This window comes from Erythrobacter oryzae (assembly GCF_030271515.1).
Lineage (GTDB): Bacteria > Pseudomonadota > Alphaproteobacteria > Sphingomonadales > Sphingomonadaceae > Erythrobacter > Erythrobacter oryzae.
On sequence record NZ_JASCXI010000003.1, the window covers coordinates 88,062 to 107,359 of the forward strand.

The 19,298-nt window shown below is 67.9% G+C and carries 22 protein-coding genes; 11 read left to right on the forward strand and 11 right to left on the reverse strand.

The annotated features are described in order from the left end of the window. The first annotated feature begins 208 nt into the window (after positions 1 to 208). Positions 209 to 400 (forward strand): hypothetical protein, encoded by a 192-nt coding sequence (locus tag PFX90_RS09250; RefSeq protein WP_285712144.1) that lies wholly within the window; start codon positions 209 to 211, stop codon positions 398 to 400. An 18-nt stretch (positions 401 to 418) separates the two neighbouring features. Here PFX90_RS09250 and PFX90_RS09255 read toward each other — a convergent pair whose 3' ends face one another. Further along, complete coding sequence (locus tag PFX90_RS09255; RefSeq protein ID WP_285712145.1) at positions 419 to 1,369, reverse strand: ABC transporter ATP-binding protein; 951 nt, start codon at positions 1,367 to 1,369, stop codon at positions 419 to 421. Positions 1,370 to 1,441: 72 nt separating this feature from the next. On the opposite strand from PFX90_RS09255, the gene PFX90_RS09260 reads away from it, so the two are divergent. The 3 genes from PFX90_RS09260 (at position 1,442) to PFX90_RS09270 (ending at position 2,835) form a co-directional block, all read left to right on the forward strand. Further along, positions 1,442 to 1,702: a zinc-finger domain-containing protein gene (locus tag PFX90_RS09260; protein ID WP_285712146.1), complete on the forward strand. Its 261-nt coding sequence runs from the start codon at positions 1,442 to 1,444 to the stop codon at positions 1,700 to 1,702. Between the two features lie 82 nt (positions 1,703 to 1,784). After that, on the forward strand, positions 1,785 to 2,264 hold the full coding sequence (locus PFX90_RS09265; protein WP_285712147.1) for a hypothetical protein: 480 nt from the start codon (positions 1,785 to 1,787) through the stop codon (positions 2,262 to 2,264). A gap of 73 nt (positions 2,265 to 2,337) precedes the next feature. Next, a complete protein-coding gene (locus PFX90_RS09270) occupies positions 2,338 to 2,835 on the forward strand; it encodes a hypothetical protein (protein WP_285712148.1) in 498 nt (165 codons plus the stop codon). On the opposite strand, the gene PFX90_RS09275 is transcribed toward PFX90_RS09270, so the two are convergent. The 5 genes from PFX90_RS09275 to guaA form a co-directional block, all read right to left on the reverse strand. After that, a complete protein-coding gene (locus tag PFX90_RS09275; protein ID WP_285712149.1) occupies positions 2,802 to 3,335 on the reverse strand; it encodes a hypothetical protein in 534 nt (177 codons plus the stop codon). The genes PFX90_RS09270 and PFX90_RS09275 overlap by 34 nt on opposite strands. Before the next feature lie 199 nt (positions 3,336 to 3,534). Further along, the gene (locus PFX90_RS09280) at positions 3,535 to 4,509 is read right to left on the reverse strand and encodes an NAD(P)H-dependent flavin oxidoreductase (RefSeq protein WP_285712150.1); all 975 of its coding nucleotides are present in this window, start codon (positions 4,507 to 4,509) and stop codon (positions 3,535 to 3,537) included. A gap of 275 nt (positions 4,510 to 4,784) precedes the next feature. Next, a complete protein-coding gene (locus tag PFX90_RS09285) occupies positions 4,785 to 5,429 on the reverse strand; it encodes a YceI family protein (protein ID WP_285712151.1) in 645 nt (214 codons plus the stop codon). A gap of 52 nt (positions 5,430 to 5,481) precedes the next feature. After that, positions 5,482 to 6,003, reverse strand: coding sequence for a metal-dependent hydrolase (locus PFX90_RS09290; RefSeq protein ID WP_285712152.1), 522 nt, complete (start codon positions 6,001 to 6,003; stop codon positions 5,482 to 5,484). Positions 6,004 to 6,040: 37 nt separating this feature from the next. Further along, complete coding sequence (gene guaA / locus PFX90_RS09295; RefSeq protein ID WP_285712153.1) at positions 6,041 to 7,633, reverse strand: glutamine-hydrolyzing GMP synthase; 1,593 nt, start codon at positions 7,631 to 7,633, stop codon at positions 6,041 to 6,043. 271 nt (positions 7,634 to 7,904) lie between these two features. On the opposite strand from guaA, the gene PFX90_RS09300 reads away from it, so the two are divergent. Next, entirely contained in the window at positions 7,905 to 8,216 is a 312-nt protein-coding gene (locus PFX90_RS09300) for a UrcA family protein (protein WP_285712154.1), read from the forward strand. A 481-nt stretch (positions 8,217 to 8,697) separates the two neighbouring features. Continuing rightward, positions 8,698 to 8,883, forward strand: a complete 186-nt coding sequence (locus tag PFX90_RS09305; RefSeq protein WP_285712155.1) for a hypothetical protein — start codon at positions 8,698 to 8,700, stop codon at positions 8,881 to 8,883. A gap of 69 nt (positions 8,884 to 8,952) precedes the next feature. On the opposite strand, the gene PFX90_RS09310 is transcribed toward PFX90_RS09305, so the two are convergent. Beyond that, complete coding sequence (locus tag PFX90_RS09310) at positions 8,953 to 10,506, reverse strand: class I adenylate-forming enzyme family protein (protein ID WP_285712156.1); 1,554 nt, start codon at positions 10,504 to 10,506, stop codon at positions 8,953 to 8,955. Positions 10,507 to 10,595: 89 nt separating this feature from the next. Here PFX90_RS09310 and PFX90_RS09315 point away from each other — a divergent pair, with 89 nt between their 5' ends. The 5 genes from PFX90_RS09315 to PFX90_RS09335 all read left to right on the forward strand — a co-directional run bounded on the left by PFX90_RS09315 (position 10,596) and on the right by PFX90_RS09335 (position 16,528). Further along, on the forward strand, positions 10,596 to 11,369 hold the full coding sequence (locus tag PFX90_RS09315) for a PIG-L family deacetylase (protein ID WP_285712157.1): 774 nt from the start codon (positions 10,596 to 10,598) through the stop codon (positions 11,367 to 11,369). Between the two features lie 96 nt (positions 11,370 to 11,465). After that, complete coding sequence (gyrB, locus tag PFX90_RS09320) at positions 11,466 to 14,030, forward strand: DNA topoisomerase (ATP-hydrolyzing) subunit B (protein WP_285712158.1); 2,565 nt, start codon at positions 11,466 to 11,468, stop codon at positions 14,028 to 14,030. A 15-nt stretch (positions 14,031 to 14,045) separates the two neighbouring features. Further along, complete coding sequence (locus tag PFX90_RS09325) at positions 14,046 to 15,185, forward strand: AI-2E family transporter (RefSeq protein WP_285712159.1); 1,140 nt, start codon at positions 14,046 to 14,048, stop codon at positions 15,183 to 15,185. Beyond that, positions 15,185 to 15,961 carry a M50 family metallopeptidase gene (locus PFX90_RS09330; protein ID WP_285712160.1) on the forward strand — a complete coding sequence of 259 codons (777 nt, stop codon included), beginning with the start codon at positions 15,185 to 15,187 and terminating at the stop codon, positions 15,959 to 15,961. The genes PFX90_RS09325 and PFX90_RS09330 overlap by 1 nt, the downstream gene beginning before the upstream one ends. Positions 15,962 to 16,009: 48 nt before the next feature. After that, positions 16,010 to 16,528 (forward strand): nuclear transport factor 2 family protein, encoded by a 519-nt coding sequence (locus PFX90_RS09335; protein ID WP_285712161.1) that lies wholly within the window; start codon positions 16,010 to 16,012, stop codon positions 16,526 to 16,528. A gap of 144 nt (positions 16,529 to 16,672) precedes the next feature. Here the strand turns inward: PFX90_RS09335 and PFX90_RS09340 are convergent, their stop codons facing one another. The 4 genes from PFX90_RS09340 to PFX90_RS09355 all read right to left on the reverse strand — a co-directional run bounded on the left by PFX90_RS09340 (position 16,673) and on the right by PFX90_RS09355 (position 19,298). After that, on the reverse strand, positions 16,673 to 17,311 hold the full coding sequence (locus PFX90_RS09340) for a hypothetical protein (RefSeq protein ID WP_285712162.1): 639 nt from the start codon (positions 17,309 to 17,311) through the stop codon (positions 16,673 to 16,675). 116 nt (positions 17,312 to 17,427) lie between these two features. Next, entirely contained in the window at positions 17,428 to 18,225 is a 798-nt protein-coding gene (locus tag PFX90_RS09345; RefSeq protein WP_285712163.1) for a DUF1295 domain-containing protein, read from the reverse strand. Next, on the reverse strand, positions 18,218 to 18,853 hold the full coding sequence (locus tag PFX90_RS09350; RefSeq protein WP_285712164.1) for a 1-acyl-sn-glycerol-3-phosphate acyltransferase: 636 nt from the start codon (positions 18,851 to 18,853) through the stop codon (positions 18,218 to 18,220). Before PFX90_RS09350 ends, PFX90_RS09345 begins: the two co-directional genes overlap by 8 nt. Positions 18,854 to 18,941: 88 nt before the next feature. After that, complete coding sequence (locus tag PFX90_RS09355; protein WP_285712165.1) at positions 18,942 to 19,298, reverse strand: nuclear transport factor 2 family protein; 357 nt, start codon at positions 19,296 to 19,298, stop codon at positions 18,942 to 18,944.

Below are 19,298 nucleotides of genomic sequence, written 5' to 3' on the forward strand. Positions count from 1 at the left end.
TGCAGGCCATTGCCGCGCAATTGGGGCAGCGGCAAGAGCCAAGTATCGTCCTCACCCTGGTTAGGAAGCTCCGCATTTCCCCTAGGTTGCACTGCAGCATAATGCTACACCGTGCCCGGAGCGACGCCCGACGCAGAATCGGAGCGCGCCACGCGGGATGCAACTTACTGTCGGGTCGCCCAAACCTCTCACCGGGGCTTGTCAGTCCATGTCCGTTTTCCAAGCCTTTGCCTGCATGTTGAACCAGCATCAGCCCCTGCGACGCGACGTCACGTGGAACGGGCGGAACTATATCGGGGTCTGCCGCCATTGCGACGCGCGGATCGAGCGCATCGGCCGGCGGCGCTGGCGCAGGCGCAAGAGCGAGGATGCCGGCGAGGGCCAGCCGACCCCGCGCTGACCGTGCGTCTCGCGGCGATCAGGCCGCGGCGGTCAGCTGCACGAAGACATCCTCCAGATCGGCCTCGCGAGTGGTGACATCGGCGATCACCAGCCCCTGCGCCTGAAGGATGGCGAGCACCTGCCCGGCATTGAGGCGGTCCTTGTCATAGGTCACCATGACATCGCGCGCGCCGTCCCATTCGACCTTGGCGAAGGCCTCGTGCGCGGGCGCGGCGGCCAGATCCTCCGCGGCGGTCACCGCCACCACCTTCTCGCGCGCCATGCCGACCAGCTCGCGGGTGGTGGTGTCGGCGATCACCCGCCCGTGGTTGATGATCGCGATGCGGTCGCACAGCTCCTCGGCCTCTTCGAGGTAGTGGGTGGTGAGCACCACGGTCACACCCTCGCGGTTGAGCTCGGCGACCAGTTCCCACAGCTGGCGCCTGAGGTCGACATCGACGCCCGCCGTGGGCTCGTCGAGCACGAGGATGGGCGGGCTGTGCACCATCGCCTTGGCCACCAGCAGCCGCCGCTTCATGCCGCCCGACAGCGTGCGGGCATAAGCATTGCGCTTGTCGGCGAGCCGCACGGCTTCCAGCAGGGCCTCGGAGCGGCGCAGGGCGGCAGGGATGCCGTAGAAACCGGCCTGGTTCTCGAGCACCTCGAAGGGGGTGAAGAAGGGATCGAAGACGATCTCCTGCGGCACGATCCCGATCGAACGCGAGGCGTTGCGGCGGTGTTCGTCGATGTCGAAGCCCCAGATGTCGACGCTGCCCGAGGTCTTGTTGACCAGCCCTGCCAGGATGTTGATCAGCGTCGACTTGCCCGCGCCATTGGGGCCGAGCAGCCCGAAGATCGAACCCTGCGGCACGTCGAAGCTCACGCCGCCCAGCGCCAACTTGCCTTCGGTCATGGTGCCCTTGGCCCCCTTGGCGGGGGCATAGCGTTTGACGAGGTTGTCGATGCGGATCGCGGGCTCGGTGGACATGGCGCAGGCCTAGGCAAGCCCGCCTGCAAAGGCAATTGAACTCGTGTCCCTGCCCCTGTATCGGGCGGGATCATGAGCATTCCTCCTCCCGAAACCCTGCTGGTCGAGACCCGCCGCGTCAGCTGCGACGGCGCGACCGGCATCCGCGGCGGCAAGGGCTATCGCCCGGCGGCGCTGGGCCATCCGCGCGTGTTCCTCGAGATCGACGAGCACGGCTATGTCGATTGCGGCTATTGCGACCGGCGCTTCGTGCTGAAGGGCGGCCCGGCCGACGGGGCGGCGCAGGCGGGGCTGGGCGACATCGCCTCCGGGGCCGACGCTGGCCACCCGTAGCCTCGCGCGCCTCGCGGCGGCAGCGCTGGCGCTCGCCGCGCCGGGGATCGCCGAGGCCAAGGCGGGGTGCGAGCTGATCGAGGTGCTGCGGTCAGCGGACGACGCGCGGCTCAAGGGCGTGGGGCTGGTGGTCAACGCCAAAGGGCTGCTCGACATGACGCTCGACGGCAAGCCTTCCGTGCTCCGCGATGCGACCGATTGCGACATCGACAGCCCGCAGGACGGGTTCGATCTCCAATGCAACTGGCGCTATGCCGCCGGCGCGGAGGAAGCGGCCGGGGACGACCTTGCCCGGATGGTCGCGCGGCTCAATGCGTGCCTGCCAAGCCCGCTCGAACCGGTCGCGCCGGTGGTCTATACCGAAGCGAAGATCAAGGAGATGGGGGCGGAATATGGCCCCTCTTTCGAGGAATATCTGCGCAACAACAAGGATCTGGCGCAATACAAGGCCAGCTATCCCGTCGATGAGGACGGCGATGTTTCGCTCGATATCGACCTGTCACTGGATCGCGATGACCGCGACGGCAAGCTGTGGCTATCGGCCAGCTTCGCCCGCTATTAGGTTTGGCCCGCTCAGCCCGCGTTAAGGCCGGGTATGGAATGGCTGGCGCCACAGACTTGAAGGAGATGTCCGCATGATTCGTATCTCCCCCCGCTCGCGCATGGTGACCGGCTGCCTTGCCGCCGCGCTCGCCACCGCCGCCTCGCTCGCCCTGCCCGCGCAGGCCGCCATCGCCCGCGGTGATCTCGAGGCCGACGTGACCGCCGCTGCACCTGACGAGGAATCCCCGGCCCCGACCAAGGGCGAACAGCGTCTCGCCAAGCTGCTCGAAGGCCGCGTCGCGGGCGAGCCGGTGCGCTGCATCAATGCCTTCCGCTACATCCGGATCCAGACGATCGACCGCACCGCCTATGTCTATGGCCGGGGCGATACGATCTGGGTGCAGCGCACGCGCCATCCGGAGCAGATCGACAGCCGCGACTACCTGCGGACCATCCGCGGCGATGCCTCGCGGCTGTGCCGGGACGACCAGACCGTGCAGGTCGAGCCCGTCTCCGGCATCCTGAGCGGCGCGGTGTTCTTCGACGACTTCGTGCCCTACACCCTCGTCAAGCCCGAAGCGGAGGGCTGACACAGGCGCTCGGTCCGCGCGGGGCCCGGCGGCAGCGGGTCCGCGTTGCTGCACCGCGTGCCGAGCGTGCAGGCGCCGCGCACCGGCCCGGCCAGCCCGCAGGTCGGTTCGCCCATGAGGCCGAGATAGCGGCACTCGCTGCGGACATCGGCAAGCTGCGCGTGCCGCCCCAGCCGGTCCGCATCGGGCCCGGCAAGCACCTGCTGGGCGCGGCGATAGGCGCTGATCTCGGCGTGGAGTTCGCCCAGCGAATCGGCGACCGCCAGCGCCGTGCGGCGCTCGGCCCGCGCATCGTCCTGACACGGGGCGGCGGCCACCGTGCGCAGCGGGGCGCGCGGCATGGGGGCCTCCCCCGCCTCGCCGCCGACCGCCGGAGCCCCCGGGGCTGGCGCGTCGGACACCCGCGCCCCGCTCTGCCACCGGCCGAGCGACCACGAGCCGATCGCCACGCTCAACATGATTGCGCCCAGCGCCGCCGGGCCATCCGCCAAAAGTTCCATCGTCACCTCCCCGTCCAAATCCCCCGGGGAGCATCCCGTTGCCACCCGGAGACACACAGCCTCGCGTGCGGGGGCCGACCCCCTCCAGAATCGGCCTGTCGCACTTTTACAAGGTGACGCAGAGCGGCCCCCGCGAGAATGCGGGCGACTACCTAGTCGGCGCCGGTGGGCGCTGGCAGTGAACGGGTCGGCGCGGGAATCAGGCGCGGGCCATCGCCTGCATCCGGGCGATGATCTCCTCGGCCTGGAGCATGATGCGGTCGATCAGCTCCTTGCAGGTCGGGATGTCGTGGATGAGCCCTGCGACCATCCCGCAGCTCCACGCGCCCTTGTCCATCTCGCCTTCCATCATGATCGAGGGATAGACCCCCGCCACTTCCGCGACGATGTCCTGGAAGGTGATCGCATCGCCGAGTGCCTTCTCCTTCTCGATCAGGCGTTCGACCGCGGCGTTGTTGAGCACGCGTTCGGTGTTGCGCAGGGGGCGCATCACGAGCCGGGTGTCGAGTTCGCTCGCGGCGAGGATCGCCTGCTTCACGTTCTCGTGCACCGGGGCTTCCTTGGTGGCGATGAAGCGGGTGCCCATGTTCATCCCCTGCGCGCCCATTGCGAGGCTGGCGACCAGCGAGCGCCCGTCGGCCATCCCGCCGGAGGAGACAAAGGGAATTTCCAGCTCGTCTGCCGCACGGGGCAGGAGGATGAAGTTGGGCACGTCGTCCTCGCCCGGGTGGCCGCCGCATTCGAACCCGTCGACGCTCACCGCATCGCAGCCGATGTCCTGCGCCTTCAGCGAGTGGCGCACCGAGGTGCACTTGTGGATCACCTTGATCCCGGCGTCCTTCAGGGGCGGGAGCAGATCGACCGGGTTGCGCCCCGCGGTCTCGACCACCTTCACGCCGCCTTCGATGATCGCCTTGACGAGGCCCGGATAGTCGGGCGGGGTCAGGGTCGGGAGGATCGTCAGGTTCACGCCGAAGGGCTTGTCGGTCATGTCCTTGCAGCGCGCGATCTCGTTCGCGAGCTTCTCGGGCGTGCCCTGCGTGAGGCCGGTGATGATCCCGAGGCCCCCGGCGTTCGACACCGCGGCGGCCATCTCGGCGAACCCGACATAGTGCATGCCGCCCTGGATGATGGGGTGCTCGATGCCGAACATTTCGGTGATCGCGGTCTTCATGGCGTGTCTCTCCCGTCTGGGGCCCTTCCGGGGGCCGTGTTGCAGGCGAGACAAGCCGACTTGGCGGGCGCTTTCAAGCCCGCTTTTGCGAGGGCCCGGCGCGCGCGCCGCGCGCCGTAGCGTCACGTTGCCACGAATTTTCGGGAGGAACCGGGCGGCGGGGATGCGGTGGGATCTGTGCGCCTCGCCCTCCGCCCGGCATTGGCATCGATGCAGCAGGCCGGGCGCGGGCGCCTTGATCCAGCGCAAAGCCTTCGAAACGGAGCGAAAACGCCTCAGCCGCGGGTGAAGGCGAGGGTGAAGGTGACCGGCACCGCGGGCGTGATCGAGGGCAGCTGCGCCAGCGCGCGCAATTCGCCAAGCTCGTCGGTCAGGCCGAACATGTCGGTCGAGACGATCACCGGCGCGGTCGGCACTACGGTGATGCGGTCCTCGGCGACACGGGTGACCAGCACCTCGGTCTCGACCTCGGCCGAGACGCCCTTGACCGTGACCTCGGCCTTCAGCGGCCGGAACACCGACTGACCGACCGCAAGGCCCGCAAAGCGCGCCGGATCGAGCTTGGCGGTAACCGTCGCGGCCGGATTGTCGGCGACCGCGAAGAACACCTCGCGCATCCGCTCGTCACGGATTTCGACCCCGGTGTTGACCGAGGCGAGGTCGATGGTGAGGCTGGCGGTGCCGTCCGCCGCGACGCTGCCCGAGAGCGTGTCGAAACGGTTGTTTTCGGCCACCTCGCCCGCCTTGATCGAGACATAGGCGAGGCGCGAGGCGGCCGGATCGAGGGTCCACGCGCTCTCGGTGACCGGCGCGGGCGAGGCGGTGGCATCGGCGCCGGGCGCCTCCGCCTCGGGCCCGGCACAGGCGGCGAGGGCGAGGGTCACGAAAGCTGCGAGGGGGAGGAAACGATGCGACCGCATAGGCGAGGCGATATGCGATTTGGATGCGGCGCGGAAGGGGGCGTTGGAGCAATCACCCGATCAAGGCTGAACGGCTGCGATTCCGGATCAGCCATCCCGCCACGGCCAAGGCGAAACAGGGAAGCCAGACCAGAACCGCTTCCGACGCCATCGTCGCCGCGCCGCGTGCCGAGAAGAAGCCTGCCCCGATGGGCGACACGCGGATGGGCGTAACCGGGGCGAAGACCCGCGCATCGCTGAACGGCCAGAACAGCGCCGGGCCGAGGCCGCCGTTGGTCAGCGCATCCAGCAAGCCGTGGCTCGCCATCGCGACTGCCAGAAACGCATAGGCACCGATCGAGCGCGCTTCGCGCCAGATGGCGGCAATCACACCGGCGACCAGCAAGGAAAAGGCGAGCGCATGGGTCGCGCCGCGGTGGCCCCAGGTATCCGCATAGTCGATGCCGAGGCGGAAGCCGATCACATCCGCATCGGGGAGCATGGCCAGAACCGCTCCCGCAGCTGCCAGTTTCGGGCTGATCGTGCCCCGACCGGCCGCAGCCGCGAAGGCGAGCGGCACGACAGCATGGGTCATTATCGTGGGCATCGGCGCTCCGGCGCAATGCGCGGGATCACTCCCACTCGATCGTCCCCGGTGGCTTCGACGTATAGTCGTAGACCACCCGGTTGATGCCCTTCACCTCGTTGACGATGCGGGTCGCGACGCGGGTCAGGAAGCCGGCGTCGAAGGGGAAGACGTCGGCGGTCATCCCGTCGGTCGAGGTCACCGCGCGCAAGGCACAGACCGAATCGTAAGTGCGCCCGTCGCCCATCACGCCCACGGTCTTGACCGGCAGCAGCACCGCGAAGGCCTGCCAGATCGCGTCGTAGAGCCCGGCGTTGCGGATTTCCTCGAGGTAGACCGCGTCGGCCTTCCTCAGGATGTCGCAGCGCTCCTTGGTGACCTCGCCGGGGATGCGGATCGCGAGGCCCGGGCCGGGGAAGGGGTGGCGGCCGACGAAGGCGTCGGGCAGGCCGAGCTCGCGCCCGAGATCGCGGACCTCGTCCTTGAACAATTCGCGCAAGGGCTCGACCAGCGCCATGTTCATCCGCTCGGGCAGGCCGCCGACATTGTGGTGGCTCTTGATCGTGACGCTCGGCCCGCCGGTGAAGCTGACGCTTTCGATGACGTCCGGATAGAGCGTGCCCTGCGCAAGGAAATCCGCCCCGCCGACCTTCTTCGCCTCGGCCTCGAACACGTCGATGAAGGTCTTGCCGATGAACTTGCGCTTGGCCTCGGGGTCGGTGAGGCCGGCGAGCCCGCCGAGGAACAGCGCCTCGGCCTCCACGTGCACCAGCGGGATGTTGTAGTGGTCGCGGAACAGGGTCACGACCTGCTCGGCCTCGTTCATGCGCATGAGGCCGTGGTCGACGAAGACGCAGGTGAGTTGGTCGCCGATCGCCTCGTGGATCAGCACCGCGGCAACGGCGGAGTCCACCCCGCCCGAAAGCCCGCAGATGACCCGCTTGTCGCCCACCTGCGCGCGGATTTCGGCGATCTTGGTCTGGCGGAACTCGGCCATCGTCCAGTCGCCCTTGAGGCCGCAGACGTGGCGGACGAAGTTGGCGATCAGGCGCGCGCCGTCGGGGGTGTGGACCACCTCGGGGTGGAACTGGGTGCCGTAGAAGCGGCGCGCCTCGTCCGCGATCACCGCGAAGGGCGCGCCGTCGGAGGTGGCGACGATCTCGAAGCCGGGGGCAAAGGCGGTGACCTTGTCGCCGTGGCTCATCCACACCTGGTGCCGCTCGCCCACTTCCCACAGGCCGTTGAACAGCGCGCATTCGGCAGTGACGGTGAGGAAGGCGCGGCCGAACTCGCCGCCCTCGCCCGTTTCGTGCCCCGGCTTGACCTCGCCGCCCAACTGGTGGGTCATCACCTGCTGGCCATAGCAGATGCCGAGGATCGGCACGCCCGCCTCGAACAGCGCCTGCGGGGCGCGGGGGGAGCCATCCTCGGGGACGCTGGCGGGCGAGCCCGAGAGGATGATGCCCTTGGGCTTCATCCGCCGGAACGCGGCCTCGGCCTGGGTGAAGGGGGCGATCTCGGAATAGACCCCCGCCTCGCGCACCCGGCGGGCGATCAGCTGGGTCACCTGCGAGCCGAAATCGACGATCAGGATGGAATCGGAGACGGCGGACTCGCCGCCAAGGGTGTGCGCGCTCATGGCGGCGGATTAAGGAGCGCGGCCCGCGCTGTCCAGCGCCCCGCGCGCTGGCTCAGTGATTTTGCGGTGCAGCACGAAAACTGCCGCGCGAATTCAGACGGTTCCCGGAAATCCGTCCGAATCCGGTTGCAATCTTTGGAACCAATTTCGCGCATTTCGCATTTGCACATCACTCTTGTGCACTGCACCAGAGTTTCGAATAGCAACCGAATGCCGGACAGCGGCATCGCAAGTCCCGAAACCCTCTCTCATTTTTTCGGAAGGTCATCCCATGCGTTTCACTCTTCCCCTGCTCGCCCTCGTCGCGCTCGCCGCTCCTGCCGCGGCCGAAAAGGTCGTGACCGTCAAGATCGGCTACGGCGATGTCGACGTGACCACCGCCGAAGGCCGCGCCGCGCTTGAAGCGCGGATCGACGCGCGCCTGAAGAAGGCCTGCGCTGCCCCGGCCGCGGCGCGCTACACCCACACCCGCAGCGCGGTCGACAGCAAGTGCATCGCCGATGCGCGCATCGCCGCGCTCGCCGAAGTCGAGCGCGTTGCCGCGCTGCAGCAGCGCAGCGGGCGTGAAGTCGCCGCCAACTGAGCGGGCGCAAGCCTCTGAAATCACAGGCGGCCGTCGGAGCGATCCGGCGGCCGTTTGCGTGACATGCACCTTAATATGTTGCATTTGGCGCAACTGGCCTTGGGGTTTTCTCATTTGAAATAGAGCGGGGCCAACCCCACTTGGCCCTTCGAGCGATGCGGCGCGTGGCCTCCTCTCCATCCAAGCGCTGATCCGATCCGGACGCATCGCCCGGCGACGAGGGGGCCGAAAACGGTTCCCCCCGCCCGCCTGCCGACCGGAAGGGACTGGCCAGCTCTCCCCCTGCTGAGCCCTCCCCGCCGGTCACTGCCCGGCCCAGCGCCGGGCACGCAGCGAAAGAGACGCGGCCACCGCACTCCCCCCCCCTGAACTGGTGGCCGCGTCTCGAGCTGCCCTCCCCGCGGCCCCGCCCCGCGCCCGGGATGATTGCCTTTTTCGATTGCGGTGATGAATTATTTTCAGTCACTCTTAAGATTGAAAGTTGCGCGCCGTTGTCTATATCGTGCTCGGCCCGGACGCTCCCTCTCCCCCCCCTGATCGTCCGGGCCACCCCCAACCACAACAAAACAGGGAAACCAGAACCATGACCATGATCAGCGAAAAGGCCGTCGCCCTGCTGCTCGCCGTTGCTCTCAGCGGCACCGCGTTCAACACGTTTATCGTGTAAGCGCCCCAGCAGACGCAAGCCTATCAACCGGCCCGGCCCCTCACCCCGAGGAGCCGGGCCGAGCTGTTTCTAGTCGATGCCGCCGAGGCGTGCGGCCTCCTCGCGCAGCTCGGTCTTCAAGAGCTTGCCGATATGGCTCCGGGGCATTTCGGCGATGGCGTGAAGGGCCGCGAGCCGCTGGGTCTTGCCGAGCCGCGCATTGACCGCCGCCATGATCGCCGCCGTGTCGCCCGCGCCATCCTTCAGCACCACGAAGCCCACTGGCGTCTCGCCCCAGGCGCGCGAGGGGACGCCGACCACCGCGGCCTCGACCACACCCGGCTCCTTCGCCAGCTCGGCCTCGAGATCGGAGGGGTAGATGTTGAACCCGCCCGAAATGATCATGTCCTTGGCGCGGCCGACCAGCTCGACGAAGCCTTCGGCATCGACGCGGCCGATATCGCCCATGCGCTGCCACACATCGCCGTTCTCGGGATCGATCCAGTAGCCCTCGCGGGTCTTCTCGGGCTGGTTCTGGTAGCCGCTCATCATGGTGAGGCTGCGGCCGACGAGATTGCCGGGGGTGCCCGGCGGGACTTCGCGGTCCTCGTCATCGAGCACCTTCAGCTCGCTCCCGGGGGCCGGGCGGCCCACCGTGTGGAGCTTGTCGGGGAATTCGTGGCAGGGGAGCAGGCAAACGACGCCGCCTTCGGTCATCGAGTAGATCTCGATCAGCCCGCCCGGCATCCGCCGCAGCACCTCGCGCTTCAACTCGGCAGAGAAGGGCGCCGAGGTGCAGTATTTGAGCCTGAGGCTCGACAGGTCGAAGCCGTCGAAGCCCGCGAAATCCATCAGCCGCTGGTATTGCACCGGCACCAGCATGGTGAGGGTCGTGCGGTCGGCCTGCACGTGCGCCAGCCACTTGCCGCAATCGAACTTCGCCATCACCCGCGCGGTCCCGCCCGCCAGCAGCACCGGCAGGAAGGCGACCATCGTGGTGTTCGAATAGAGCGGGGTTGAGGCGAGCGAACGCACGTCGATCCCCGCGCCGAGCACCGAGAGCGCGGTGGGGGCAAACTGCCGCCAGCGCATCCGGTGCGAATGGACGATGCCCTTGGGGATGCCGGTCGTGCCGCTGGAGTAGATGATGTTGAACGGGTCCTTGGGCTCGGGCACGAATTCCGGCGCGCGGGCTCCGGGAGGGGCCATCCACTGGTCGATGCTCTCGAGCGGAACGCGCTGGAGGTGGGCCATGAAGTCCGGCCCCAGCTCGGCGGCCTTGCCCGCATCGATGAACAGGTGGATCGCACCCGAATCTGTCGCCATCCCCTCAAGCTGCTCGCGGCTCGCACTGGTGGTGAGCGGCGCGGCAACGCCCCCGGCGCGCACCGCCGCCAGAAACACCAGCGCATATTCGACGCTCGACGTGCCGAGGATCGCCACCGCCTGCCCGCGCTGGAGCCCCGTCTCCACCAGCCGCGCCGCCAGCCGCTCGACCAGCCCGACCAGCTCGGCCCAATAGACCTCGCGCCGCTCGTCCACCAGCGCGAGGTCGTCGCCCTTGAGGCGGCTCCATTCCATCAGGATCTCGGGGAAGCTGCCGTAGGGCTCGGCAAGGCGGTTCATCATCGTCTCTTGGCTCATGGCGCCATGCATAATCGGCGGGCGGGCGGGCGCAAGGAATTGCAAAGCGCCTTGCACAAGTGGCAGGAAGCGGGCCGAGGGAGAGAGACATGATCCGCACCACCGCCGCCGTCGCCGCCGCCGCGCTCGCCGCACTGGCCGCGAGCCCCGCTGCCGCCAAACCCGAGCCCGAGCGGCCGGACGTGCTGGTGGTGGTCGCGCATCCCGATGACGAGCTGTTCATGGCCCCCGCCATCGCCGCATTGGCGCGCGAGGGGCGTGCCGTTACGATCCTGTTCGCCACCATCGGCGATCAGGGCCCCGGGGTCACGTCGCTCGCCAAGGGGGCAGAGCTGGGCGCGGTGCGGCGGCGCGAGGCGGTCTGCTCGGCCGAGGCGCTGGGGGCCAAAGCGCGCTTTGCCGAAGGGGTGGGCGACGGGACGCTTGCCGCCACCCCGCAGGAGCCGGAATCGCCCGCAAACCGCTTCCTCGAACGCCTGACGGACGAATACCTCGCGCTGATGCCCGGGCTGGTGCTGACTTGGGGGCCCGACGGGGGCTATGGCCACGCCGACCACCGCATGGTGAGCGCGCTGACGGTGCAGGCGGTGCAGGCGCTGGAGCCGGACATCCGCGCGCGGCTGCTCCATGTCGGCATCCCCACCGGCACCCTCCCGCCGCTGCCGCAATTTTCGAACTGGGCGACCACCGATCCGGCGCTGCTCAACCAGACGATCGCCTACACGCCCGCCGATCTCGCCGCCGCGACCAAGGCCGCGCAGTGCCACGAAACCCAGTTCGATGCCTATAGCCGCGACGGCATGATGGCCATGTTCGACGGCACAATGTGGCAAGGCAAGGTGCATTTCCGCCCCGCCTTCTGAGCTGCCAGTCGACCCCTCTCCGACTCCCGTGGAAAAGCGCTGCCACGGGGCCTCCCGCAGTTGGGTTTCCGCGTCCCAGCCCCTATATGGTGGGCCATGGACGACAACACCAATACGCCCCCCGCAAAGCTGCCCAACGCCAACGAATATGGCGCGGATTCCATCAAGGTTCTGAAGGGCCTGGACGCGGTCCGCAAGCGCCCCGGCATGTATATCGGCGATACCGATGATGGCAGCGGCCTGCACCACATGGTGTTCGAGGTCTCGGACAACGCCATCGACGAGGCGCTGGCGGGCCATTGCGACCTCGTGCTGATCGAACTGAACCCCGATGGCAGCGTTTCGGTCGAGGACAACGGCCGCGGCATCCCGACCGGAATGCACCCGGAAGAGGGCGTCTCGGCAGCCGAGGTCATCATGACCCAGCTCCACGCGGGCGGAAAGTTCGAGAACACCTCGGACGACAACGCCTACAAGGTTTCCGGCGGCCTCCACGGCGTGGGCGTGTCGGTGGTCAACGCGCTGTCGGAATGGCTCGAACTCACCATCTGGCGCGAGGGCAAGGAGCACTGGATGCGCTTCGAGCATGGCGATGCTGTCGCCCCGCTCGAAGTGAAGGGCGATGCGCCCAAGGTCGACGGCAATGCCGACCCCAGCGGTTTCAAGAAGGGCACCCGCGTGACCTTCAAGGCCAGCCACGAGACCTTCAAGAACGTCACCGAATTCGATTTCGAGAAGCTCGAGCACCGCTACCGCGAGCTTGCCTTCCTCAACTCCGGCGTGCGCATCAAGCTGCGCGATCTGCGCCACGAGGAGAAGCTCGAGCACGATCTCTATTACGAGGGCGGGATCGCGGCCTTCGTGAAGTATCTCGACCGCAACAAGCAGCCGCTGATCGCCGCGCCGATTGCGGTCTCGGCCGAGAAGGACGGGATCGGGATCGACGTCGCGCTCGAATGGAACGATTCCTATTACGAGAACGTCCTCGCCTTCACCAACAACATCCCCCAGCGCGACGGCGGCACGCACCTCTCGGCCTTCCGTACCGCGCTGACCCGCACGCTCAACAATTATGCCGAGCGGTCGGGGATGCTCAAGAAGGAGAAGGTCAGCCTTTCGGGCGAGGATATGCGCGAGGGCCTGACCGCCATCGTCAGCGTCAAACTGCCCGACCCCAAATTCTCCAGCCAGACCAAGGACAAGCTGGTCTCTTCCGAAGTCCGCTCGCCGCTCGAGGCGCTGATGGGCGAGAAGATGAGCGAGTGGCTCGAGGAAAACCCCGCCGACGCGCGCGCCATCATCCAGAAGATCATCGACGCCGCTGCTGCCCGCGAAGCCGCCCGCCGCGCGCGCGAGATGAGCCGCAAGGGCGCGATGAGCGTCGCCTCGTTGCCGGGAAAGCTCGCGGACTGTCAGGAGCGTGACCCCGCCAAGTCCGAGCTTTTCCTCGTGGAAGGGGACTCCGCAGGCGGCTCCGCCAAGCAGGGGCGTGACCGCAAGACGCAGGCGATCCTGCCGCTCAAGGGCAAGATCCTCAATGTCGAGCGCGCGCGGTTCGACCGGATCATTTCTTCGAAGGAAGTCGGGACCCTCATTCAGGCGATGGGCACCGGCATCCGCGACGAGTTCAACCTCGAAAAGCTGCGCTACCACAAGATCGTCATCATGACCGACGCGGACGTGGACGGGGCGCATATCCGCACACTGCTGCTCACCTTCTTCCACCGGCAGATGCCCGAGATCATCAAGGCCGGGCACCTGTTCATCGCCCAGCCGCCGCTGTTCAAGGTGTCGAAGGGCCGCTCGGAGGTCTATCTCAAGGATCAAGCGGCGCTCGACCGCTATCTGGTCGATGCCGGGCTGCACGGGCGGGTGCTCGAGACCTCCATCGGCACGCGCGGCGCGGAAGACCTGCGCACGCTGGTCGACGGGGCGCTGCGGCTGAAGAACCTCCTCGCCTTCGTGCCCCGCCGCTATGACAGCGGGATCGTCGAGCAGATGGCGCTGGTGGGCGCGCTAGAGCCGGGGCTGGCGGGCGATGCGCTCGCCGCCGCGCTGGCGCGGGCTGCCGGGCGCCTCGGCGCGGGCGACCGCGAGGCGCGCTGGTCGGCGAGCCAGCGCGAGGACGGCACCGTGGTCTTCGAGCGCCTGTGGCGCGGCGTCACCGACATGCACGAGATCGACGCGCGGTTCCTCTCCTCGACCGAAGCGCACAAGCTGCACGGCCTCGCCGCCGCGCAGGCCGAAGCCTATGCCGATCCGGTCAAGCTGGTGCGCGCCGGAGTCGAGGCCGAAGAGCCCGAGCCCGAAGCCGCTCCCGCCGCCGACGATCCGCTCGCCGGCGAGGCCGAGGAAGCCGCTCCCGCTCCCGCCGCCACCTTCGACGGCACGATCAGCCGCCCGACCCAGCTGCTCGAAGCGATCTTCGCCGCGGGCCGCAAGGGGCTTGCGATCGCCCGCTACAAGGGTCTGGGCGAAATGAACGCGGAGCAATTGTGGGAGACCACGCTCGATCCCGACGCCCGCGTGCTGTTGCAGGTCAAGGTCGAGGATGCCGACGTGACCGACGAGATCTTCACCCGCCTGATGGGCGACATCGTCGAGCCGCGCCGCGAGTTCATCCAGGATAATGCTCTCAACGTGGCGAACCTCGACGTCTAGAGCCTGAAGGACCCCATGGCCGCCCACCCGAACCGCACCGAGGACCTGCAGCAAGCCAGCTTCCTGACCATCCTCGTGGTGGTCAGCCTGCTGATGGCGGTGGTCGTCTATCCCTTCGCCCAGCCGCTGCTGTGGGCGGCACTGGCCGCTATCATGTTCCAGCCGCTCTACCGCTATGTGCTGCGGCGCCTGCGCGGGCGGCGCAATCCGGCGGCGGGGCTGAGCCTCCTCATCATCTTCATCGTCGTCCTGATCCCGGCCGCGTGGATCGCCTCGATGGTGATCGGGCAGGCGATCGTGCTGGTGACGAGCCTCCAGCAGAACCCCATCGATCTCGCCGCGCTGTTCGACTCGGTCTACACCAGCCTCCCGAAGGTGGCGCGCGAGGCGGTGGACCGCAGCGGCTGGGCCGACATCGAGATGGTGCAGTCGCGCCTTCAGGAACTGCTCACCCAGAGCGCCGGGATGATCGCCTCGCAGGCCGTCTCGATCGGAAGCGGGGCGCTCGGGTTCTTCCTGTCCTTCGGCGTGGGCCTCTACGTCATGTTCTTCCTGCTGCGCGACGGCGAGCGGATCGGGCGCACGGTGCTGTGCGCCGTCCCGGTCGAGCGCGCCATCGCCGACCGGCTGGCGGAGCGCTTCCTCGGCATCGTACGCGCGACCATCAAGGGCACCGGCGTGGTCGCGCTGGTGCAGGGCGCGCTGAGCTGGATCACGCTGGTGATCGCGGGCGTCCCTTCCGCGCTGCTGTTCGGCGTGGTGACGGTGTTCTTCGCGCTGGTGCCGGTGATCGGCGCGGGCGCAGTGTGGCTGCCGGCGGGGCTGTACCTGCTGGTCACCGGAGCGACCTGGCAGGGGATCTTCGTGCTGGCGGTGGGCTTCTTCGTCATCTCCTCGGCCGACAACGTGCTGCGCCCCATTCTGGTGGGCCGCGATACCGGCATCCCCGACTGGATCATCCTCATCACCACGCTGGGCGGCATCAGCCTCGTCGGCTTCTCCGGCATCGTGCTCGGGCCGCTGGTGGCGGGGCTGTTCCTCGCCAGCTGGTCGATCCTGCGCGAACAGCGTGAGCAGGACGAGGAAGCCGCATTGAGCGACAGCGGCGGCATCCGCGTCGATGCGGCGGGCCACGCGCCCGACGCGGCGGGCTGATGTCCTCGCTCGTCACCCCCGGCTCCAAGGGCGAGGCGATCGGCCGGCTGGTGCTGGCGGGCTTCGTCGTCTCGCTGCTGCCGTTGCTGCCCTTCGGTGCCTATCTCGCCTATCCCTTCTTCATCCTGACGACGTGGTTCCACGAGATGGGCCACGGCCTCACCGCCGCCCTGCTCGGCCAGTCGTTCGAGCGGCTGGTGCTGCTGCCCAACGGCTCGGGCTATGCCGAGTACCTCGTCCGCGGCGAGGCATCGCGGCTGGTGCAGGCGGCGATCGCGATCGGCGGACCGCTGGCGCCGAGCGTCGTCGGCTCCGCGCTGATCGTCGCCAGCGCCCACCCGCGCAGCTGGCGCTGGACGCTGTGGGCGATGGTCGCCGCGATCCTCGCCAGCACCATCATCTGGGTCCGCTCGGCGACCGGCTGGTGGGCGCTGCCCATCGCCGCCGCCGTGCTCGGCCTCGTCGCATGGCGCGCCTCGGCAGGCTTCCAGCGCTTCACCCTCCAGTTCCTCGGCCTCACCGCGGCGTGGAGTGTGTTCGGGGCGTGGCGCTACTTCCTCACCGAGCAGGTGGTGATCGACGGGCAGGCCCAGCTCTCGGACACCGGCGCGATCGCTGCGGTGCTGCTGCTGCCCTACTGGGTCTGGGCGGGGGTGATCCTCATAACCTCGGCCGCGATGTTCGTCTTCTCCCTGCGCTATGCCCTTGCCGACAGTCGCCGCGGCCCGCCGCCGCGCAAGCTCCCCGCCAACGTCCTCCAGTTCAAGCGCCGCTGACGCTTTCGGCAGTCCCGCCGCCGCCTGAGCGGGAGTAGCTTGCCAGCCATGGACACCACCGAACTCGCCGACCGGCTCGCCATTGCCGAGACCCTCGCGCTCTACTGCCGCGGGATCGACCGTTGCGATGGCGAGCAGCTCGCCGCCGCCTTCACCTCCGACGCCCTGATCGACTATGGCGACGGCGCAAGGCCCATCGCCGAGGTCATCCCCGGCCTCATGGCGGGGCTCGGCACCATGCGCCTCACCCAGCACAACATCTCCAACACCGTCATCCGCATCGCCGGCGACACCGCCCGGGCCGAGACCAACTGCGTCGCGCTCCACATCATCCCCTCTCCGCAAGGCGAGATCGAGCTGACGGTCGGCGGCCGCTACCTCGACACGCTCGTCCGGCGCGAGGGGCACTGGCTGATCGCCGAGCGGCTCTACGTGATGGACTGGAACCGCACCGTGCCCGCCACGATGGCGACCGAGGGCGGGCTGATGGACGGCCTCCAGCGCCGCAGCGCGCGGGGACCCGCCGATCCCGCGGCCGCATGGTGGGCCGCTGTTGGAGACACATGAGACACTGTCCAGGGGCGAAAAACTCTCCCTCCCCGCGCGCCCTGCCGGAGGGGCCAGAAAGGGGAGGGATCGCTGAGGTCATGGGGCGATCCTGTCACCCCCACCGCAAGTAGGAAAGCGCCGACTTTCCCGCCGTGAAACGGCTCAGGAAGCTACCTTGAGCGTGTTCAGCCCCGCCGCATCGGCCCCGGCCTCGCCCGACAAGCCGATGAACATCGTATCCACGATCCGCGCCAGCTTCTGCTCCGACAGCCTGTCGCCGAGATAGATCAGCGCGTCGGGCAAGGTGTAATTCGAGATCATCTGGTTGATCAGCGACAGCGCCTCGTCGATCTCCAGTCCGGCGAAGAAACCCTCGGCCTGCGCCTCGGCGATCAGCTCGCACAGATAGTGGTCGGCAAGGTCGACATAGGAGCGCACCCGCTCGAAATTGGCCGCGCCCATCTCGCACAGGATGGTGAAGAAGTGCGGGTCCTCGCGGAAACGCCCCTGCGAGATCACGAAGCGGCGGCGGAAGAATTCGTACATCTTGCGCTGCGGGGGGAGATTGCTGGCGAGCACCTCCTCCATCACCGCCATGTGCGGGGCGAGCCAGGTCTGCGCGACCGCATCGAACAGGTCGTCGTAATCGGCAAACAGCGCTTCGAAGCGCGCGCGGGTCAGCCCGCTTTCGGCCATGGCGACGGTCCAGGGCACCTCGGACCCGCGCTCCTTCACAAGGTCGAGCACATGGCGCGCGATCCGCTCGCGCTCCGCTTCCCGGGCGGTTTCGGTCAGTGCCATGTCGTCTGCGCCTCCTCGCGCGGAAGCCAACATAGGCCAGCTTTGCACGGGCTTAAAGGGCCGCTCGTCGAATTTTGTGCGGCGCAGCACTACCCAGCGGCGGCTCGTCGCAGAGGTCAGGGCTTGGGCGGCAGGGGAAAGAAGGCGGACGTGCGGCGCTTGTAGTCCGCGTATTTGTCGCCCTTGGACTTGTCTAAGCCCTTTTCGAGCAGGGTGACGCCCGACCACTTCGTCAGCGTGAAGCTGAGGAACAGCGGGCCGATCACGGTCGCGGCGGCATATTGCCACCCGGCCGCGGCGCAGGCGAGCCAGATGCCCCACCACGCGGCGAAGTCGCCGAAATAGTTGGGGTGGCGGGTGTAGCGCCACAGCCCGGTGTCGAGCACCTTGCCGTGGTTCGCCGGGTCCGCCTTGAAGCGGGTGAGCTGCCAGTCGCCGACCCATTCGAAGAACACGCCGATGCACCACAGGCCGAACCCCGCCCATGCCAGCGGCGGGATGGGTGAGGGTTCGGGGCTCGCCAGAATGCCGACCTGCGCGGGGCTCGAGACCATGAACAGCAGCACCGCCTGCATCAGCCACACGCGGGTGAGCGCCGCCTGCGCGAAGCGGCCTGCCTCGCGGTCCTTCTTGAGGATCATCCTGTAGCGCTTGTCCTCGCCCTCCTTGCGCCAGCGCAGGAAGAGATAGATGCCGAGGCGGAAGCCCCATAGCGCGGTCATCACGAAGATCAGCGTGGCGAGATCGCCCGGCCCGCCGCGCACATGCAGCCAGCTCGCCAGCGCCAGCAGCCCCATGCCCGCCCCCCAGAAGGCGTCGATGAAGCTGACGTCATTGATGCGGACCGAAATCGCCCACTGGATCAGCACCAGCACGATCAGGATCGCGGCGTTGACGGCGAGGAGTTCAAACATCGTTCTTGCCCGCAATGATGTCGCGCGCCTGCTGTTCCAGCACCTTGAAGCGCTCGTAATCGGGCAGCTTGGAGCGGAACCATTCGGCGATCTTGAGCAGGTCTTCGCCGTAGTTGCCGGTGGGGATCATCGGCGGGCCGAAGCTGATGCGCTTTTTCGCGTTGTCGGCAAAGGCGGGGACGATCGGCACATTCGCCGCGCGGGCGATGTGGTAGAAGCCCGACTTCCACTTGCCATCGGTCTTGCGCGTGCCCTCGCAGGCGATCACCAGCGCCAGCTCGTCACGCGCGGCGAATTCGGCGGCGACCTGCTCGGTGGCGTTGAGGCGGCTGCGGCGGTCGACGGGGATGCCCCCCATGTCGAGCATGAAGCGGCGCATCACCCCCTGGAACAGCGTGTGCTTGCCCATGAAGTTGGGGCGGATGCCCTCTTCATGGGTGGCGCCGGTGAAGAACACGAAGTCCCAGTTGGAGGTATGCGGCGCGCCGGCGAGCACGAATTTCTTCAGGTGCTTGGGCAGCGGGTTCTCGACCTTCCACCCGCGGATGTACCAGATCGCAAGGATGATCCGGCGCACGATGCGCGAAAGGATCGAGGGCGCACGGGCGTGCGCGGCGGCGGTCGGCATATGCGGCAATGTCCCTGCCCTCTCCCAAAAGGCTTGAGAGCCTTGTGGCCTAACTTGGGTTAGCTACGCAAGAGGGCGGGGGAGGGTTTCAGTCCGCTTCGCTTAGTCCTCGATAGCAGGCGATCCCCAGAATGGCCTTGCCGTCTTCGCGCAAGACCAGTGTCTCGACGATATCGCGGCCCAGCTCGTCGGCGTAGTTGATCGATACCGCGCCATCCCCGGCAAAGGCCTGCTTCAGCGTGAATCGAAGATCCGGTCGCAGCGCGAAGGCGGGGGCCCAATAGGCCCGCAGCGCCTCGAGTCCGTGCACCACCCCTTCGCCGGTGCGCTGCTTCGCGATGGGCGACCGGAACTCTGCGCCCTCGGCGTAGTGCGCAAGCACGCGTTCGATATCGTGACTGTTCCAGTCGTCGATCCATGCCCGGGCGAAGGCGGCGGCATCCAT